The sequence below is a fragment of the Delftia lacustris genome, from assembly GCF_040267515.1.
Taxonomy (GTDB): domain Bacteria; phylum Pseudomonadota; class Gammaproteobacteria; order Burkholderiales; family Burkholderiaceae_C; genus Comamonas; species Comamonas tsuruhatensis.
This window is the reverse complement of the sequence record NZ_CP141274.1, coordinates 3,281,438-3,296,034: the sequence shown is the minus strand read 5'-3', so window position 1 is coordinate 3,296,034 and position 14,597 is coordinate 3,281,438. Positions and strand designations below refer to the sequence as shown.

Genomic DNA, 14,597 nt, shown 5'->3' with positions numbered 1-14,597 from the left:
TGATTCAGATCAGTGCGGCGCATACCCTGGATGGTCAAGGAATGTATTGACAATCGCCTGCAATCCTCACTGTCGTGAACCGCCCTCCTTTGTTGGAGCCGCGATGATAGTGGATAAGATCGGAAAAATACAAACAATTGGCCCGACTGAATTGTTACGGCCGATACATCTGAAAAAAAATGTATCCATCGCTTATCCATTCGATACGTGTCATGGCTTTTTGCAGAACTCAAGCTACACTCACGCCGCATTCGGAGTCCGATTGAAATACGATCTTGTATTCATGACGAGTCCATGACGTTCGTCTTTGGCCCCCGGCTTCAGACAATTGGCTGATCGAGGAAAACCAGCGGTTGCATAGACAGATTGCCGGTGCGATGCCGGCTTTGTGCTTGTCCAATGGCCTCGAACAGATTCGGCACCCTGGCACTGCGACAGACCTCGCCCGCCAGCGTGTGAAACAACATCTTGGGTGGGATTGCATGGATAGCGAAGCAGCATGTTCGACCAACTGCCTTCCGGCAGGTGTCCAGATTGGCGAATACCGCGTGCTCGATGTCATCGGCGAAGGCGGTTTCGGCATCGTCTACAAGGCCCGCGACCTCTCGCTGGACCGCGAGGTCGCGATCAAGGAGTACATGCCTTCGGCACTGGCCGGACGGCAAAGCTCCCATCAGGTGCATGTGCGCTCGCAGCACCGTGGCGCCTTCGACGCCGGGCTGCGCAGCTTCATCAACGAGGCCCGCCTGCTGGCGCGCTTCTCCCACCCCACCCTGGTGCATGTCTACCGCTTCTTCGAAGCCGGCGGCACGGCCTACATGGTGATGCGCCACTACGAGGGCCAGACGCTGGGCCAGGTGCTGAAGGCATCGTCCGGCCGCATGGATCAGGCCGGGCTCAGCGCGCTGCTGATCCCCTTGCTGGACGTGCTGGAAGTGCTGCATGCGCAGGACTGCTTCCACCGCGACATCGCGCCGGACAATATCTTCGTGCAGCGCGATGGCAGCCCCGTGCTGCTGGATTTCGGCGCCGCGCGCCGCATCATCGGCGACATGACCCAGGCGCTGACCATGGTGCTCAAGCCCGGTTTTGCGCCCATCGAGCAATACGTGGACGACGGCGCCATGCCCCAGGGCGCGTGGACCGACATCTACCAGGTCGGCGCACTGATCCACCAGGCCGCCACGGGCCGCATCCCGGCCACCTCGGTCGCGCGCATGGTCACCGATCCCATGCAGCCGCTGACCTCCGAACAGGTCCCGGGCTACTCCGACGCTTTTCTGCAGGGCATGCAACGGGCGCTGGCCGTTCGCCCCCAGGACCGCCCCCAATCCATTGCCGAGCTGCGCAGCCTGCTGGGCCTGTCCACCGACGCCCGGGCAGCGCCTGCGCCGGGGGAGCCCAGCCCCATCTACATCCCGATCACGCCGCCTGCGTCCGTACAGGCCGCCATGGCCACCCAGTCGGCAGCCGTGCAGGCGCCGCGCTTCGTGCCGATCACGGAAATCTTCGTTCCTGCAGCAGCGCCGCAGGCAGCGCCCGCGACCACGGTCATGCCCGTGCCTGCGGTCCCGCCTGTTGCATCTGTTGCATCGGTCCCTCCTGTCGCCACGGTCGCACCGGTGCCGCCCGCTCCCACCACGCCTGGGGGTTTGGCAACAGGCGGCCCTGCCCAGCCATCTGCAGCCGCAGCCGCGCCCCAGATGACGCCTCAGGCATCAGCCGCCGATCCCATGGGCCTGGACAACGGTCCGTACATCGACATCGACCAGGCACTGCCCCCCGCTCAGCCTGCGCAGCCCCCGGTTCAGGCGCAGGCGCCTGCATCCCAACAGCCCGCCTCAGCACCCGCCGTTCAGGGCGCGCCCGCAGGGGTGCAGTCTCCGGCCGCTGCCGTCCAGGCAGTGCCCAAGGCCAGGCGCAGCGGCATGGCCGTGCCGATGGCCATCGGCGCCCTGGTGCTGGCGGCCATCGCGGGCGGCGGCGTGCTGTGGTACGACCATTCCCAGGACCAGGCCCGTGCCAAGACCCTGGCGGCGCGCGACAGCCTGGCCTGGCAGCAGGCCCAAAGCCAGTCCAGCCTGGCCCGCCTGCAGGACTACCTGGACAGCTTCCCCGAAGGACAGCACCGCACCGAGGCCCAGGCGCTGCTCAAGCAATTGCTCAACGAGGCCTCGCTGGCCTCCACGGAGCAGGTGCAGCCGATGACCCCGCCGGAGCAGACCGCGCTGGCTGAACTCCCCCCTTCCCAGCCCGAGCAGGGCGCGCCCGTCGCCCCCGTCACGGTGGCCGCGGTGCCCGAGCCGTTGCCCACCGAGCCGCCCAAGACCGAAGCCCGCCCCGCCAAGCCCGCAGCGGCCACAGGCAAGGTGGTGTTCCGGGTCGTGCCGTGGGGCTATGTCTCCGTGAACCGCGCCCCGGCACGGACCAGCCCGCCGCTGACCCAGATGGAGTTGCCGGAGGGCGAGTACCGCATCGACATCAGCAACCCGGGTGCGGCCTCTACGGTGACCAAGACCATCACGGTCACCAAGGGCGAGTCGGTGACCGTGAACCATCTTTTCGAATGAGCGCGGCGCATGGCTCGACTGATGAACCACCGCTGGCGATGGATGCTGTGCACTGCAGTGCTCGGCCTGCCCTGCCTGGCGCATTCCCAGGCGGCATGCGAGGAGGCCGCGCCGGCCCAAACCGGCTCGGCAGGACGCCCGCAGCTGGCGCAGGGCATTGCGCTGTTCGAGGCCCGCGACCTGGCCCAGGCCGAGCGTGCGCTGCAGGCTGCGCTGTTTGGCGGGCTGGCGGATCCCATGGAGCGGGCCTCCGCCCACAAGTACCTGGCCTACACCTATTGCACGCACAAGGAATGGGCGCGCTGCGAGGCCGCCTTCGACGCCGCGTTCGCCGCCCACCCCGGCTTTGCGCTGCAGACCTACGAGACCACGGGTACGCCGTGGCGGGACGCCTACAGCCGCGCCCAGGAACGCTGGACCCAGCGCTGCCCTGCCGCCCAACGGCTGCGCGTGGCAACCGCAGCGCCCACGGCCGGCGGCTTTGCACTGAACAGCCGCGTGATCACATCGATCACCGCACTGACATCGGGCTCGGCCCCGGTGCGCTCCGCCGCACTGGCCGCACGGCCTGAGACGCCACGGACAGATCACAACCTGCGCCTGAGGGTCAGCCCCTGGGCCAACGTGCTGATCAACGGCAAGCCGTCCGGCGTCACCCCTCCCGTCGTGCTGCTCAAGCTGGCGCCAGGCTCCCACACGGTGGAACTGCGCAACCCCGGCTTCGAGAGCTATCGGCAGGTGATCCGCATCACCGACGGCCAGTCGGTGACCCTTTCCCATGACTTTGATGCCCGATGACCATGTCCATGCATATCCCTCACTCCCTCCAGCGCCTGACCCTTGCCCTTGCCGTTGCCTTCGGGCTGGCCGCCTGCGAAACCGCACCCAAGCCGGTGGAGCCCGAGCCAGCACCGCCCGTGGTGCAGGCGCCTGTCGAGCCCGTCAAGCCCGTGGACCCGGTGGTGATCAAGGAGCAGGAGCTGGTCGAGGCCATCCAGCTCTACGTGGATGGCCGCTACGAGGATGCCATCACGGCCTTGACGCCCCTGTCCACCGCGCAGGAGCTGCCGATGAGCAGCCAGGTCAAGGCGCTCAAGTACATCGCCTTCAGCCACTGCGTGGAAGGCCGCCGCAAGCCCTGCCGGCAGCACTTCGACATGGCCCTGGCCCTGGACCCCACCTTCCAGCTGACCGAGGCCGAAAAGGGCCATCCCACCTGGGGCCGGGAATTCAACAATGCCCGCGCCGCGCTGCGCAACAAGCGCCCGGCGCCCGCGCGCAAGGCCTCCTGAGGCCTGCCGATGCCCCCGACGCTTCCTGAAAACTGCCTAGCCTAAGACTCCATGGACAAAATCGAACTCAGGGTCGTGGACCACGATGGCGTTGCGGTCGACCGCCACTGGCATGCCGTATTCGGCATGGCAGGCGGCACGATCGGACGCAGTGGCCAGAACAAGCTCATCATCTCGGATCCGGACGCTTCCGTGGCGCGCGTGCACGCCATGGTCAGGCTCGATTCCGAGGGAGCCTTTGTTGCGAACCTGAGCGAGCGTGATCCCATCTGGGTGGCAGACCAGCCCGTGCGCTCGGGCCAGGAAGTGGCCCTGACACTGGGCGCGCGCATCCGCATCGGCGCCTACACCCTGGCCGCCGTGGCGCCGGGCACCCCTTTCGAGGCGCCGGCCTCGCCCGGTGCAGCCGTGCCGGCGCCTGCCAGCGCAGCATTTGCAGCGGCTGTGACGCCCTCAGCACCTTCTGCGCCCTCAGCACCTTCTGCGCCCTCAGCACCCTCAACGCCATCGGTTCCCTCGCCGGTCACGGCAATCCCGCAGCCACCGATCCAGCAGCCCCTCGCAGTTGACAGCCCGCTGCAGCCGCAAGCAACGGGGCCGGCAGAAGCTGCGCCACTGGCAGACGTTCTGCCTCCAGCCGCCGCCGGCATCGCCGATCCCTGGGAAGGCCTGACGGCGCTGAGCCTGGATGACATCCAGACCCCGCCTGCGCCTTCTGCCGAGAGTGCCCCCCCCCCCGAGCAAGCGGCCATGGCGATGCCGCAGCCGGCCAGGCCGCAGCACCGCCCGCTGCTGATTCCCAATGATTTCGACCCCTTTGCACCGCCGCCCGAGCAGGCTCGGCAGCAGGAAGAAGGCTGGGCCGGCCTGCCCTCGCACGGCAAGGGCGAGCTGATTCAGCAGCGCCATGACGGCATGGTCCAAACGCTTCCCCTCAAGGGCCTGAGCACCGAGGCACTGCATGACGCCTCCCATACCGGCCTGCCTTCGTGCTTCGAGGCATCGCAAAAGCTCGATCCGCTCGCGCTGTTCGACCAGGGCGGCCTGCCCGGCGACGCAGCGCCGCTGCAACAGGCATCGGGCCGGGGCTCCGAGCTGGGCCAGGCCTTCAACCTGCCGCGCATGCAGCCGCCTGCGCAGCCTGCTGCACAGGGTGCAGCGGCGCCGGCCCAGCCGGCCGGCCTGGAGCAGTCATTGGCGCCTGCGGCGCAGACACAGCAACCTGTACAGGTTCAGGCCGCACCAACTGCCGTACCAGTTGCCGTACCAGCTCCCTTACCTGCCGCTGCACCAGTTGCTGCACCGATGGCCACGGCCCCCGCTGCCGCGACGGCCCCCGAAATCCCCGCCGAGCCCGTCGTGCTCGACGGACTGCTGCCCACCAACGGGCTGGACCTGGACATCTTCCAGTCCGGCGCAGGCCAAGCTGCGCCAGCCATCGTTTCTGCCGCAAGCGCTGCCGCCGCTCCCGCCAACACCAGCTCCAGCTCCAGCGCCCACTTCAACGCAGCCTCCAGCATCCTCGGCCAGGGCGCCGCCGCCATTCCCGTCGGCACCCTGCCCTGCACCGCCGCGCCTGTCGATGCTCCGGTGCAGCCCCAGCCGGCCGCCAACGCCGCCCACGCCGACCTGCAGGCCCTGGCCACGGCCTTCATGGAAGGCGCGGGCCTGAACCCGGCCAAGACCCATTTCGAGGTCACGCCTGAATTCATGCGCACCTTCGGCGAAGCCCTGCGCATTGCCGTGCAGGGCACCATCGACCTGCTGGCGGCGCGCTCCGAGATCAAGCGCGAGTTCCGTGCCGGCGTCACCATCATTGCCACGGGCGCCAACAATCCGCTCAAGTTCCTGCCCAATTCCGAGGGCGTGCTCATGCAGATGGTCCACCAGACCTTCCCGGGCTTCATGAAGCCGCTGCCCGCCATGCAGGACGCCTTCCAGGATCTGCACGTGCACCAGCTGGCCCTGATGGCCGGCATCCGCGCAGCCTATGCCGAGGCCCTGACCCGGTTCGATCCGACCGAGCTGGAGCGCCGCACCGAAACCAACCCCGGCCTGCTGGACAAGCTGCTGACCAATGGCCGCAAGGCTGCGCTGTGGGACGACTACAAGCACAACTTCGACGTGCTGCGCCGCCATGCCGAGGACGATCTGATGGCCTTCTCGGGCCGCACCTTCGTCGAGGCCTACGAAAACGCCGAGCAGTCCGTGAAAGGCCAGCCGTGATCGCCTACCTCGACGGAGACGGCCACCGCTACAGCATTCAGGTGGCCAGCGCATCCCACAGCGGCAGGCGTTCCAGCAACGAAGACGCCATGGGCCTGATGGACCTGGGCGCTGGCGGCCTGTGCTGCACCCTGGCCGATGGGGCTGGCGGGCACGGGCATGGCGAACTTGCCGCCCAGCTCACGGTCCAGGCCGTGCTGGAGGGCTTCCGGGAGAACCCGCTGTTCGCCCCTGCCAGCCTGGCCTCCCTGATTTCCCAGGCGGAGCACCGCGTCAGCGGCCAGCAGTCCACCTCGGCCTCGCGCATGCACATGAGCGCCACCGTGGTGGTGCTGTGCATCGACCCCGGGCAGGGCCGCGCCCTGTGGGCGCACTGGGGCGACTCGCGCCTGTACTGGTTCCGCGCAGGCCGCATGCACCTGCGCACCGAAGACCACAGCCTGGTGCAGCAGCTGCTGCACGCCGGCCTGTACGAAGAGAACGACCCGCGCCGCCTGCCCAACCGCAACGTCCTGGCCGGCGCCATCGGTGCCGAAGGCCAGGTGCCGCCCAGCATCCGCTCCGCCGCCGTGGCCCTGGAGCCCGGCGATGTCTTTTTGCTGTGCTCGGACGGCCTTTGGGAGGGCATGCACGAGTCGGAAATGGAGCAGCTGCTGGCCGCGAGCCAGCGCCCCGACGAATGGATACAGCGCATGGTCGGCCGCGTCGTATCCAGCGGCAATCCGCACCAGGACAACCTCAGCGCGCTGACGGTGTGGATCTGCCCGCGTGACACCAATGACTGATATCGAGACAGGAGAAGCCATGTGGAAATCGCATGCACCGCATGTACCGCAAGCGCGCCGTCAGGCGCTGCAAACGCTGGGCGCCTTGGGCCTGGGCACGGCAATGGCGACCGGCCTGGCCGGCTGCGGCTCCCTCAATCCCCTGAGCCGCGCGCCTGAAGTGGCGCCCACGGCCGTGCCCGCCGCCGTGTTCGAGGTGGTGGCCGACATGGACATCAACCCCGACCGCGAAGGCATCCCCAAGCCCGTGCTGCTGCGCATCTACGAGCTGCGCGCCTCCGCCGCCTTCGACCGCGCCGGCTTCTTCGACCTGCAGGACAAGGACGACGGCCAGCTGGGCAGCGACTTCGTGCGGCGCGAGGAATTCCTGATCGCGCCCGGCCAGCGCCAGGTGATTGAGCGCAAGGGCAACCCCGATGTGCGCGCCTTCGGCCTGTTCGCCGCCTACCGCGATCTGGAGCGCAGCACCTGGCGCGCCTCGGCCGCCGCGCCCAACTCCGTGGAGCTGCGCAGGCGCTGGTGGGGCATGGGCTCCACCGAAAAGCTGCAGCCCGTGCGCTACCAGGTGCACCTGACCCGCGAGGAGGTCACCGTGCGCATCCAACCCGCATCCCAATAAACGCACATCTATCCACCATGGTCTGGCAACGCAAAGTCATCTGGGCCGAAGGCATGTTCCTTCGGCCCCAGCACTTCCAGCAGCAGGAGCGCTTCCTGTTCCGGCAACTGCAGTCGCGCAGCCTGCCGGGACAGCCCTTTTTCTGGGGCTTCTCGGAACTGGAGCTGGACACCGATCTGCTGCGCATGGGCAAGCTGGGCATACGCTCGGCACACGGCGTGCTGCCCGACGGCACGCCGTTCCAGCTGCCGGGCGACGACGAGGCGCCCACCCCGCTGGACATCGGCAAGGACCTCAAGGACGTGGTGGTGCACCTGGCCCTGCCGCTGCGCCGCCTGTCGGGCAGCGAGGTCACCTTTGGCGAAGGCACGCAAAGCCCCGCGCGCTATCTCAGTGACGTGACCGAAGTGGCGGACAGCAACGACGTGGGCGCCCAGCCCGCCGAGGTGCAGCTGGGCCGGCTGCGCCTGAGCCTGCGCCCCGCCCACGAGCTGACCGAAGGCTGGGTCAGCCTGCCCGTGGCCCATGTGGTCGAGCGCCAGGCCAGCGGAGGCGTGCTGCTGGAGCCCGGCTTCATTCCCACCGTGGTCAACAACGGGCCCAGCTCGGTGCTCAACACCTTCTGCAAGGAAATCCACGGCCTGCTGCGCCAGCGCGGCGAGGTTCTGGCCCAGCGCATGATCCAGCCCGAGCGCGGCGGCATCGGCGAGGTCGGCGACTTCCTGCTGCTGCAGCTCATCAACCACTGGACGGGCGCCGCCCAGCACTGGGTGCGCACCGGCAGCATCCATCCCGAGCGCCTGTTCGAGGAACTGCTGCGTCTGGCCGCCGAGCTGACCACCTTCGACCACGAGCGCCGCCGCCCCGAGGTGCTGCCCGCCTACGACCACGACGACCTGCGGCGCAGCTTTCCGCCACTGATGCTGGAGCTGCGGCGCAGCCTGTCCTCGGTGCTGGAGCAAAACGCCATCCAGATCCCGCTGCACGACCGCCAGTACGGCGTGCGCGTGGCGCTGATCCCGTCCACCGAGCTGCTGACCACCTGCGACTTCGTGCTGGCCGCCCATGCCCAGACCACGCCGGAATTCCTGCGCACCCACTTCCCCACCCAGACCAAGCTGGGCCCGGTGGAGCGCATACGCGACCTGGTGAACCTGCACCTGCCCGGCGTCACGCTGCGGCCGCTGCCCATCGCCCCGCGCGAGATCCCCTACCACGCGGGCTACAACTATTTCGAGGTGGACACCACGCACGACCTGTGGAACCAGCTGCAAAGCTCCGGCGGCCTTGCCATGCACGTCTCCGGTGAATTCCCCGACCTGCAGCTGGAGTTCTGGGCCATCCGCCGCTGACGGCGCGACGCATCTTCCGACATGAACAGTTCCAACATCAGCCACCAAATGCCCTGGGGGAGAGACGGCGACGCGGGCCGAGCCGAAGGCGCAGCCAGCGGCGCAACCGCGCCTGCCGGCCAGGAGCCGCTGCGCTCCAACCTGCCCGACGTGGTCAGCGGCGGCAACCCGCTGGTGGCCGCCGCCAACCAGCTGCTGAACCTCATCCCCCAGATCCGCGCTATGGTCACCAACGAAGACCCGCGCGCGCTGCAGCAGCTGCTGCTCGAACACATACGCGAGTTCGAGCAGCGTGCCGGCGCCAGCGGCGTGCCCATGGAAACCATCATCGGCGCACGCTACTGCATCTGCACCGTGCTCGACGAAACCGCCGCCCAGACGCCCTGGGGAAGCGCAGGTATCTGGCCTCACTACAGCCTGCTCGTGGCCCTGCACAACGAAACCTGGGGCGGCGAGAAGTTCTTCCAGCTGCTGGCCCGGCTGGTGCAGACGCCGCACCAGCACATCGACCTCATCGAGCTGCTGTACTACTGCGTGATGCTGGGCTTCGAAGGCCGCTACCGCGTGATCGACAACGGCCGCGCCCAGCTGGAGACGCTCAAGGCGCGCCTGCTGCAGCTCATCGAATCGACGCGCGGCGACCGCAGCAGCCTGCTGTCCGTGCACTGGCGCGGCGTGCAGCGCCTGGCCTCGCCGCCCTGGGCCATGGTGCCGCTGTGGGTGGCGGCAGCCATCACGCTGCTGCTGGCGTTCTTCATCTACCTGTGGTTCAGCTACCGGCTGTCCAACAGCTCGGATGATCTGTTCGCCGCCATCAACGAGATCCGGTTCCCGCGCACCTCGGCGGCTGCCACCGTGGCCACCATCAAGCCGCGGCTGCGCCAGTTCCTGGAGCCCGAAATCCGCGAAGGCCTGGTCAGCGTGCGCGACGAAGCCGACCGCAGCACCGTCATCCTGCGCGGCGACGGCCTGTTCGACCCGGCTGCCACCGTCGTCAAGCCCCGCTACGTGCAGGTCATCCACCGCGTGGCCGCAGCGCTGGACGAAGTGCCGGGCAAGGTCATCGTCAATGGCTACACCGACAACCTGCCCATCCGCACGGCACGCTTCCCCTCCAACTGGAACCTGTCGCAGGAGCGCGCCGAGGCCGTGTCCCAGATGCTGGGCGGCTCGCTGCGCGACCGCCAGCGCCTGCATGCCGAGGGCCGTGCCGACAGCGACCCCGTCGCCCCCAACAACACGGCCGAAGGCCGGGCGCTGAACCGGCGGGTGGAAATCGTCCTGCTGGTCGCGCCCCAGCAGCGTGACCAGCAACTGCAGGCCCTGCCTGCCGCACCCGAGACCAGGAACTGACCCCCATGATCCGTCGCATCGCCTCATGGCTGTTCAACCGCTACATGCTGGAGCTTCTGGGCCTGGTGGCCCTGAGCCTGCTCATCTGGTTCGTCGGCCCCCTCGTCTTCATCCAGCCCTACCAGCCGCTGGGCAGCCCCACCGTGCGCTGGTGGTTGATCGCCGGCCTGTTCATCCTCTGGTTCCTGCGCCTGCTGCTGAAATGGTGGCGTGCACAGCGCATGAACGAGCACCTCATGACCGGCCTGTCCCGCCTGACCTCGCCGCGCGAGGCGGACGGCACGCCCGCTGCCGGCTCCGAGGAAGTGGCCGAGCTGGAGTCCCGCTTCAAGGAAGCCCTGGATACGCTGAGCAAGACCCGCTTCGGCCAGACCGAAGGCGGCCTGTTCGGGCGCTGGAACAAGCGCTACATCTACCAGCTGCCCTGGTACCTGATCATCGGCTCGCCGGGTTCGGGCAAGACCACGGCCCTGATCAACTCGGGGCTGGACTTCCCGCTGGCGGCCCAGTTCGGCAAGCGCGCCATCCCCGGCATGGGCGGCACGCGCAACTGCGACTGGTGGTTCACCGACCAGGCCGTGCTGCTGGACACGGCCGGCCGCTACACCACCCAGGAAAGCGATGCGGAGCAGGACAAGGCTGCCTGGAAGGGCTTCATGCAGCTGCTCAGGCGCTTTCGCGGACGCCAGCCGGTCAACGGCGTGATCGTCACGCTCAGCGTGCAGGAGCTGCTCAGCAGCAGCGATACCGAGCGTGCCCAGCTGGCCCAGCTGATCGGCCTGCGCCTGAGCGAGCTGTGCGAGGAGCTGACCATCCGCTTTCCCGTCTACGTGCTGGTCACCAAGAGCGACCTGCTGGCGGGCTTCAATGAGTTCTTCGGCGCCATGAGCCGCGAGGAGCGCGCCCAGGTCTGGGGCTTCACCTACCCCTATGACGAAAAGACCCAGCGCTCGCCCGCCAGCGACCCGCAGGCCGCCAGCGCCCTGTACATGGAGGAGTTCGACGCCCTTGTCGCCCAGATCAACCGCCTGCTGCCCCAGCGGCTGATGACCGAGCCCGATCTTGCGCGCCGCAGCCTGCTCTACGCACTGCCCCAGCAGTTTGCCGGCCTCAAGGACGTGGTGCGCGACACGCTGGATGCGGCGTTCTCCGCCTCGCGCTTCAAGGAAAAGCCGCTGCTGCGCGGCGTCTACTTCACCAGCGGAACGCAGGAGGGCATGCCCTTCGACCGCGTGATGTCGGCCCTGTCGCGCCGCTTTGCGCTGCGCGGCCGCCTGCCGGCCGATGCCGTGCCCCAGCAGGGCCGCAGCTACTTCCTGGAGTCGCTGTTCAAGGACGTGATGTTCAACGAGTCCGGCCTGACCGGGCGCAACGCCAAGAAAGAGCGCCAGCTGCGCCTGCTGCAGGCCGCCGGCCTGTGCGCCCTGCTGCTGGCCCTGGGCGGCGCGGCCCTGGCCTGGACGCTGAGCTACGAGAACAACCAGCGCTACCTGAACGAAGTGGCCGACAACGCCGGCACGCTGCGCCAGGCCGTGGAGGAATCCAAGGCCACCGATCCCGACAACGTGGTCGCCCTGGTGCCCATGCTCAACCACGCGGCGCGCGTGGCGCAGAGCAGCCGCTTCGAGGAATCGGCCCCGCTGGGCTGGCGCTGGGGCCTGCTGCAGGTGCCCAAGGTGCAGACGGCCGCCCACGCCACATACCTGCGCCTGCTGGAAGACGCCTGGCTGCCGCGCCTGAGCAGCCATGTCGCGCGCTCGCTGCGCCAGGTCAGCACCGGCAGCCCCGAGGCCAGCTACGAAACGCTCAAGGCCTATCTCATGCTCTACGAGCCCGACCACTTCGACGCCACCTTCGTCAAGGCCTGGCTGCGCAGCGATTGGGAAAACACCCTGCCCCAGCATCTGGTGCAGGCCGGCCTGGTGGACCAGCTGTCCGAGCACCTGGACCGCCTCATCGACGGCCGCGTGGTGGTCTCCGCCCAGCCCATCGACGCCAACCTGGTCGCCGAGGTGCGCCAGCGCCTGGCCCAGATGTCGCCCGCCCAGCGTGCCTACAGCCGCCTCAAGCAGCTGCTGAACACCGGCGACAAGCTGCCGCCCGACTTCAGCGTGGTGCGTGCCAGCGGACCCGAGGCGCCCCAGGTCTTTGCGCGTGCCAGCGGCAAGCCGCTCACCCAGGGCATCAGCGGCCTGTTCACCTATGACGGCTACCACGGCCTCTTCCTGCACGAGCTGCCCAAGGTCACCACCTTGCTGGCCAAGGAGGAAACCTGGGTGCTGGGCCAGGCCGAAGGCCGGCGCAGCGTGGCCCAGGAAGTGCTCACGGGCCAGCTGGCCAACGAGGTCAAGCGCCTGTACCTGATGGAGTACGCGCGCCTGTGGGAAACCTTCCTGGCCGACATCCGCCCCATACGCACGGCCTCGCTGGAGCAGGCCGGCGAGCAGGCCCGCCTGTACTCGTCCGCCAACTCCAGCCTGGAGCAGTTCATCCGCGCCGTGGCCCGCGAGACCACGCTCGCCCGCCGCCCGGACCAGCAGGAAGGCGGCAGCTCGGGCAGCACCAGCAGCTGGCTGGGCGAGAAACTGCAGCGCATCCGCGAGGAACAGCACCAGCTCAGCCGCCTGACCGGCAAGCCGCTGAACGTGGGCGGCATGCTGGCCACCGGCACGCTGGAGGCCGACATCGTGGACTTCCGCTTCCGCGAATACCGGCGCCTTGCCACCAGCAACGGCTCGGGCCCGGCGCCCATCACCGCCAGCCTGCAGGTGCTCAACGAGGCGGCGGCCGTCATCGCCTCGGCGCGCCAGCAGGTGATCCAGGGCGGCGGCGTGCCTCCCTCGCTGAGCGGCACGCTGGAGAAGGTGCGCTCGGAGGCCAAGCGCGTGCCGCCTCCGCTCAACAGCATGTACGAGGCCCTGGCCACCTCCACCTCGTCCTTCGTGGGAAGCAGCGTGCGCAGCACGCTGGGCGGCAACCTCAACGCCACCATCGGCGACTTCTGCCGCCGCGCCATCCTGGGCCGCTACCCCTTCACGCGCAGCGCCACGCGCGACGTGACCACGGACGACTTCGCCCGCCTGTTCGCCACCGGCGGCACCATGGACGAGTTCTTCCGCACCCAGCTGCAGACCATGGTGGACATCTCCACCGTGCCCTGGACCTTCAAGCAGGGTGTGGACGGCACACCGGTGGGGGGCTCTGCCTCGCTGGCCGCCTTCCAGCGCGCGGCCTCCATCCGCGACGTGTTCTTCCGCGCAGGCGGCAACACGCCCGGCATCCGGCTGGAGATCAAGCCGCTGGACATGGACGCCTCCATCTCCCAGATGGTGCTGGACGTGGACGGCGAGATCGTGCGCTACCAGCACGGCCCGCAAATCCCCAAGGCCGTCTCTTGGCCCGGCACGCGCGGCACAGGCCAGGCCCGGCTGCAGATCACGGCGGCCGGCGCGCAGAACACCGGCATCGTGACCGAAGGCCCCTGGGCCCTGCACCGCCTGTTCGACCGCGCCCAGATCCTGCCGGGCAACTCGCCCGAGCGCTTCACGGCCATCTTCACCATCGACGGGCGCAAGCTGCGCATGGAAGTCACCACCAGCAGCGTTCTCAACCCATTCCGGCTCAAGGCCATGGAGGAATTCGAATGTCCGGACCGGCTGTGAACGCCATGACTGTCCAGCGGCCATGCGCCGCCTGGTGGGGCAAGCTGCCCAGCCAGGGCGATTTCGTCGGCCGGCGCATGCCCCACGCACTGACCATGCGCTGGGACGAATGGCTGCGCAACGGCATGGACCAGTTGCGCAGCGATGCGGCCGATGGCTGGTCCACGCGCTTCGTGCACTCGCCGCTGTGGTTCTTCCTGTGCCCTGCCTCCATCCTGGGCCAGTCCATGGTGGGCGTGATCGGCCCCAGCTCCGACCGCATCGGCCGGCTCTTTCCGCTGGCCATCATGGCCACGGTGGACGGCAGCTCCGGCATACCGGCGTCGGACCAGGACATCGAACGCTTTCTGAGCGGCGCACGCGATGCGCTCATCGACGCGCGGCGCCTGCCCCTGTCGGCCCAGCAGCTCGACGAGCGGCTGGCCACCCTGCAATGGCCGTTCCAGCAGGAGCGCAGCGCGCCGGACAGCACCTCCATCCACAGCCTGCTGGCCGACCTCGACATGGGCGCCTCGCAAGGCAACGCCGCGCGCCTGCCGCGCATGGACTGGCGCGCCTGCATGCGCCCCGGTTCCACCACCTCCGTCTGGTGGATCTCGGCCACGCCGCGCCACGCCCCTGACGAAGTGGTCCAGCACGAAGTGCTGCACCGCCGCCTGTTCACCCGGCTGTTCAAGGGCGCCTGAACCCGCACAGAGCGCACGGCCCCTGCACACCAAACCCCAAGCCACATCGAAT

Annotated in this window: 10 protein-coding genes; all 10 read left to right on the top strand. The window is 68.5% G+C overall.

Annotation, left to right across the window (positions count from 1 at the left end; genetic code table 11):
• The first annotated feature begins 482 nt into the window (after positions 1 to 482).
• From U6958_RS16510 to tagF, 10 genes are read left to right on the top strand one after another with little or no spacing between them, the layout of a single operon-like run.
• Positions 483 to 2,570, top strand: coding sequence for a serine/threonine-protein kinase (locus U6958_RS16510; protein ID WP_074923198.1), 2,088 nt, complete (start codon positions 483 to 485; stop codon positions 2,568 to 2,570).
• Positions 2,571 to 2,579: 9 nt separating this feature from the next.
• Positions 2,580 to 3,368 (top strand): PEGA domain-containing protein, encoded by a 789-nt coding sequence (locus tag U6958_RS16505; RefSeq protein WP_074923199.1) that lies wholly within the window; start codon positions 2,580 to 2,582, stop codon positions 3,366 to 3,368.
• An 8-nt stretch (positions 3,369 to 3,376) separates the two neighbouring features.
• Positions 3,377 to 3,862 (top strand): TssQ family T6SS-associated lipoprotein, encoded by a 486-nt coding sequence (locus U6958_RS16500; RefSeq protein ID WP_223275220.1) that lies wholly within the window; start codon positions 3,377 to 3,379, stop codon positions 3,860 to 3,862.
• A gap of 51 nt (positions 3,863 to 3,913) precedes the next feature.
• Entirely contained in the window at positions 3,914 to 6,088 is a 2,175-nt protein-coding gene (tagH, locus tag U6958_RS16495; RefSeq protein WP_074923200.1) for a type VI secretion system-associated FHA domain protein TagH, read from the top strand.
• Positions 6,085 to 6,873 carry a PP2C family serine/threonine-protein phosphatase gene (locus U6958_RS16490; protein WP_046240040.1) on the top strand — a complete coding sequence of 263 codons (789 nt, stop codon included), beginning with the start codon at positions 6,085 to 6,087 and terminating at the stop codon, positions 6,871 to 6,873. The genes tagH and U6958_RS16490 overlap by 4 nt, the downstream gene beginning before the upstream one ends.
• A gap of 19 nt (positions 6,874 to 6,892) precedes the next feature.
• Entirely contained in the window at positions 6,893 to 7,492 is a 600-nt protein-coding gene (gene tssJ, locus U6958_RS16485) for a type VI secretion system lipoprotein TssJ (RefSeq protein ID WP_016446983.1), read from the top strand.
• Between the two features lie 17 nt (positions 7,493 to 7,509).
• Entirely contained in the window at positions 7,510 to 8,844 is a 1,335-nt protein-coding gene (tssK, locus tag U6958_RS16480; RefSeq protein WP_016453380.1) for a type VI secretion system baseplate subunit TssK, read from the top strand.
• 21 nt (positions 8,845 to 8,865) lie between these two features.
• Complete coding sequence (locus U6958_RS16475) at positions 8,866 to 10,197, top strand: DotU family type VI secretion system protein (RefSeq protein ID WP_074923201.1); 1,332 nt, start codon at positions 8,866 to 8,868, stop codon at positions 10,195 to 10,197.
• Between the two features lie 5 nt (positions 10,198 to 10,202).
• Positions 10,203 to 13,859, top strand: a complete 3,657-nt coding sequence (gene tssM / locus U6958_RS16470; RefSeq protein WP_016446986.1) for a type VI secretion system membrane subunit TssM — start codon at positions 10,203 to 10,205, stop codon at positions 13,857 to 13,859.
• Positions 13,841 to 14,545 carry a type VI secretion system-associated protein TagF gene (gene tagF / locus U6958_RS16465; RefSeq protein ID WP_016453379.1) on the top strand — a complete coding sequence of 235 codons (705 nt, stop codon included), beginning with the start codon at positions 13,841 to 13,843 and terminating at the stop codon, positions 14,543 to 14,545. Before tssM ends, tagF begins: the two co-directional genes overlap by 19 nt.
• Positions 14,546 to 14,597 lie beyond the last annotated feature (52 nt).

Coding starts and splice junctions, on each gene's coding strand:
- tssK (WP_016453380.1), top strand. CDS start 7,510: ATGGTCTGGCAACGCAAAGTCATCTGGGCCGAAGGCATGTTCCTTCGG.
- tssM (WP_016446986.1), top strand. CDS start 10,203: ATGATCCGTCGCATCGCCTCATGGCTGTTCAACCGCTACATGCTGGAG.
- U6958_RS16510 (WP_074923198.1), top strand. CDS start 483: ATGGATAGCGAAGCAGCATGTTCGACCAACTGCCTTCCGGCAGGTGTC.
- U6958_RS16500 (WP_223275220.1), top strand. CDS start 3,377: ATGCATATCCCTCACTCCCTCCAGCGCCTGACCCTTGCCCTTGCCGTT.
- tagF (WP_016453379.1), top strand. CDS start 13,841: ATGTCCGGACCGGCTGTGAACGCCATGACTGTCCAGCGGCCATGCGCC.
- U6958_RS16475 (WP_074923201.1), top strand. CDS start 8,866: ATGAACAGTTCCAACATCAGCCACCAAATGCCCTGGGGGAGAGACGGC.
- U6958_RS16505 (WP_074923199.1), top strand. CDS start 2,580: ATGGCTCGACTGATGAACCACCGCTGGCGATGGATGCTGTGCACTGCA.
- tagH (WP_074923200.1), top strand. CDS start 3,914: ATGGACAAAATCGAACTCAGGGTCGTGGACCACGATGGCGTTGCGGTC.
- tssJ (WP_016446983.1), top strand. CDS start 6,893: ATGTGGAAATCGCATGCACCGCATGTACCGCAAGCGCGCCGTCAGGCG.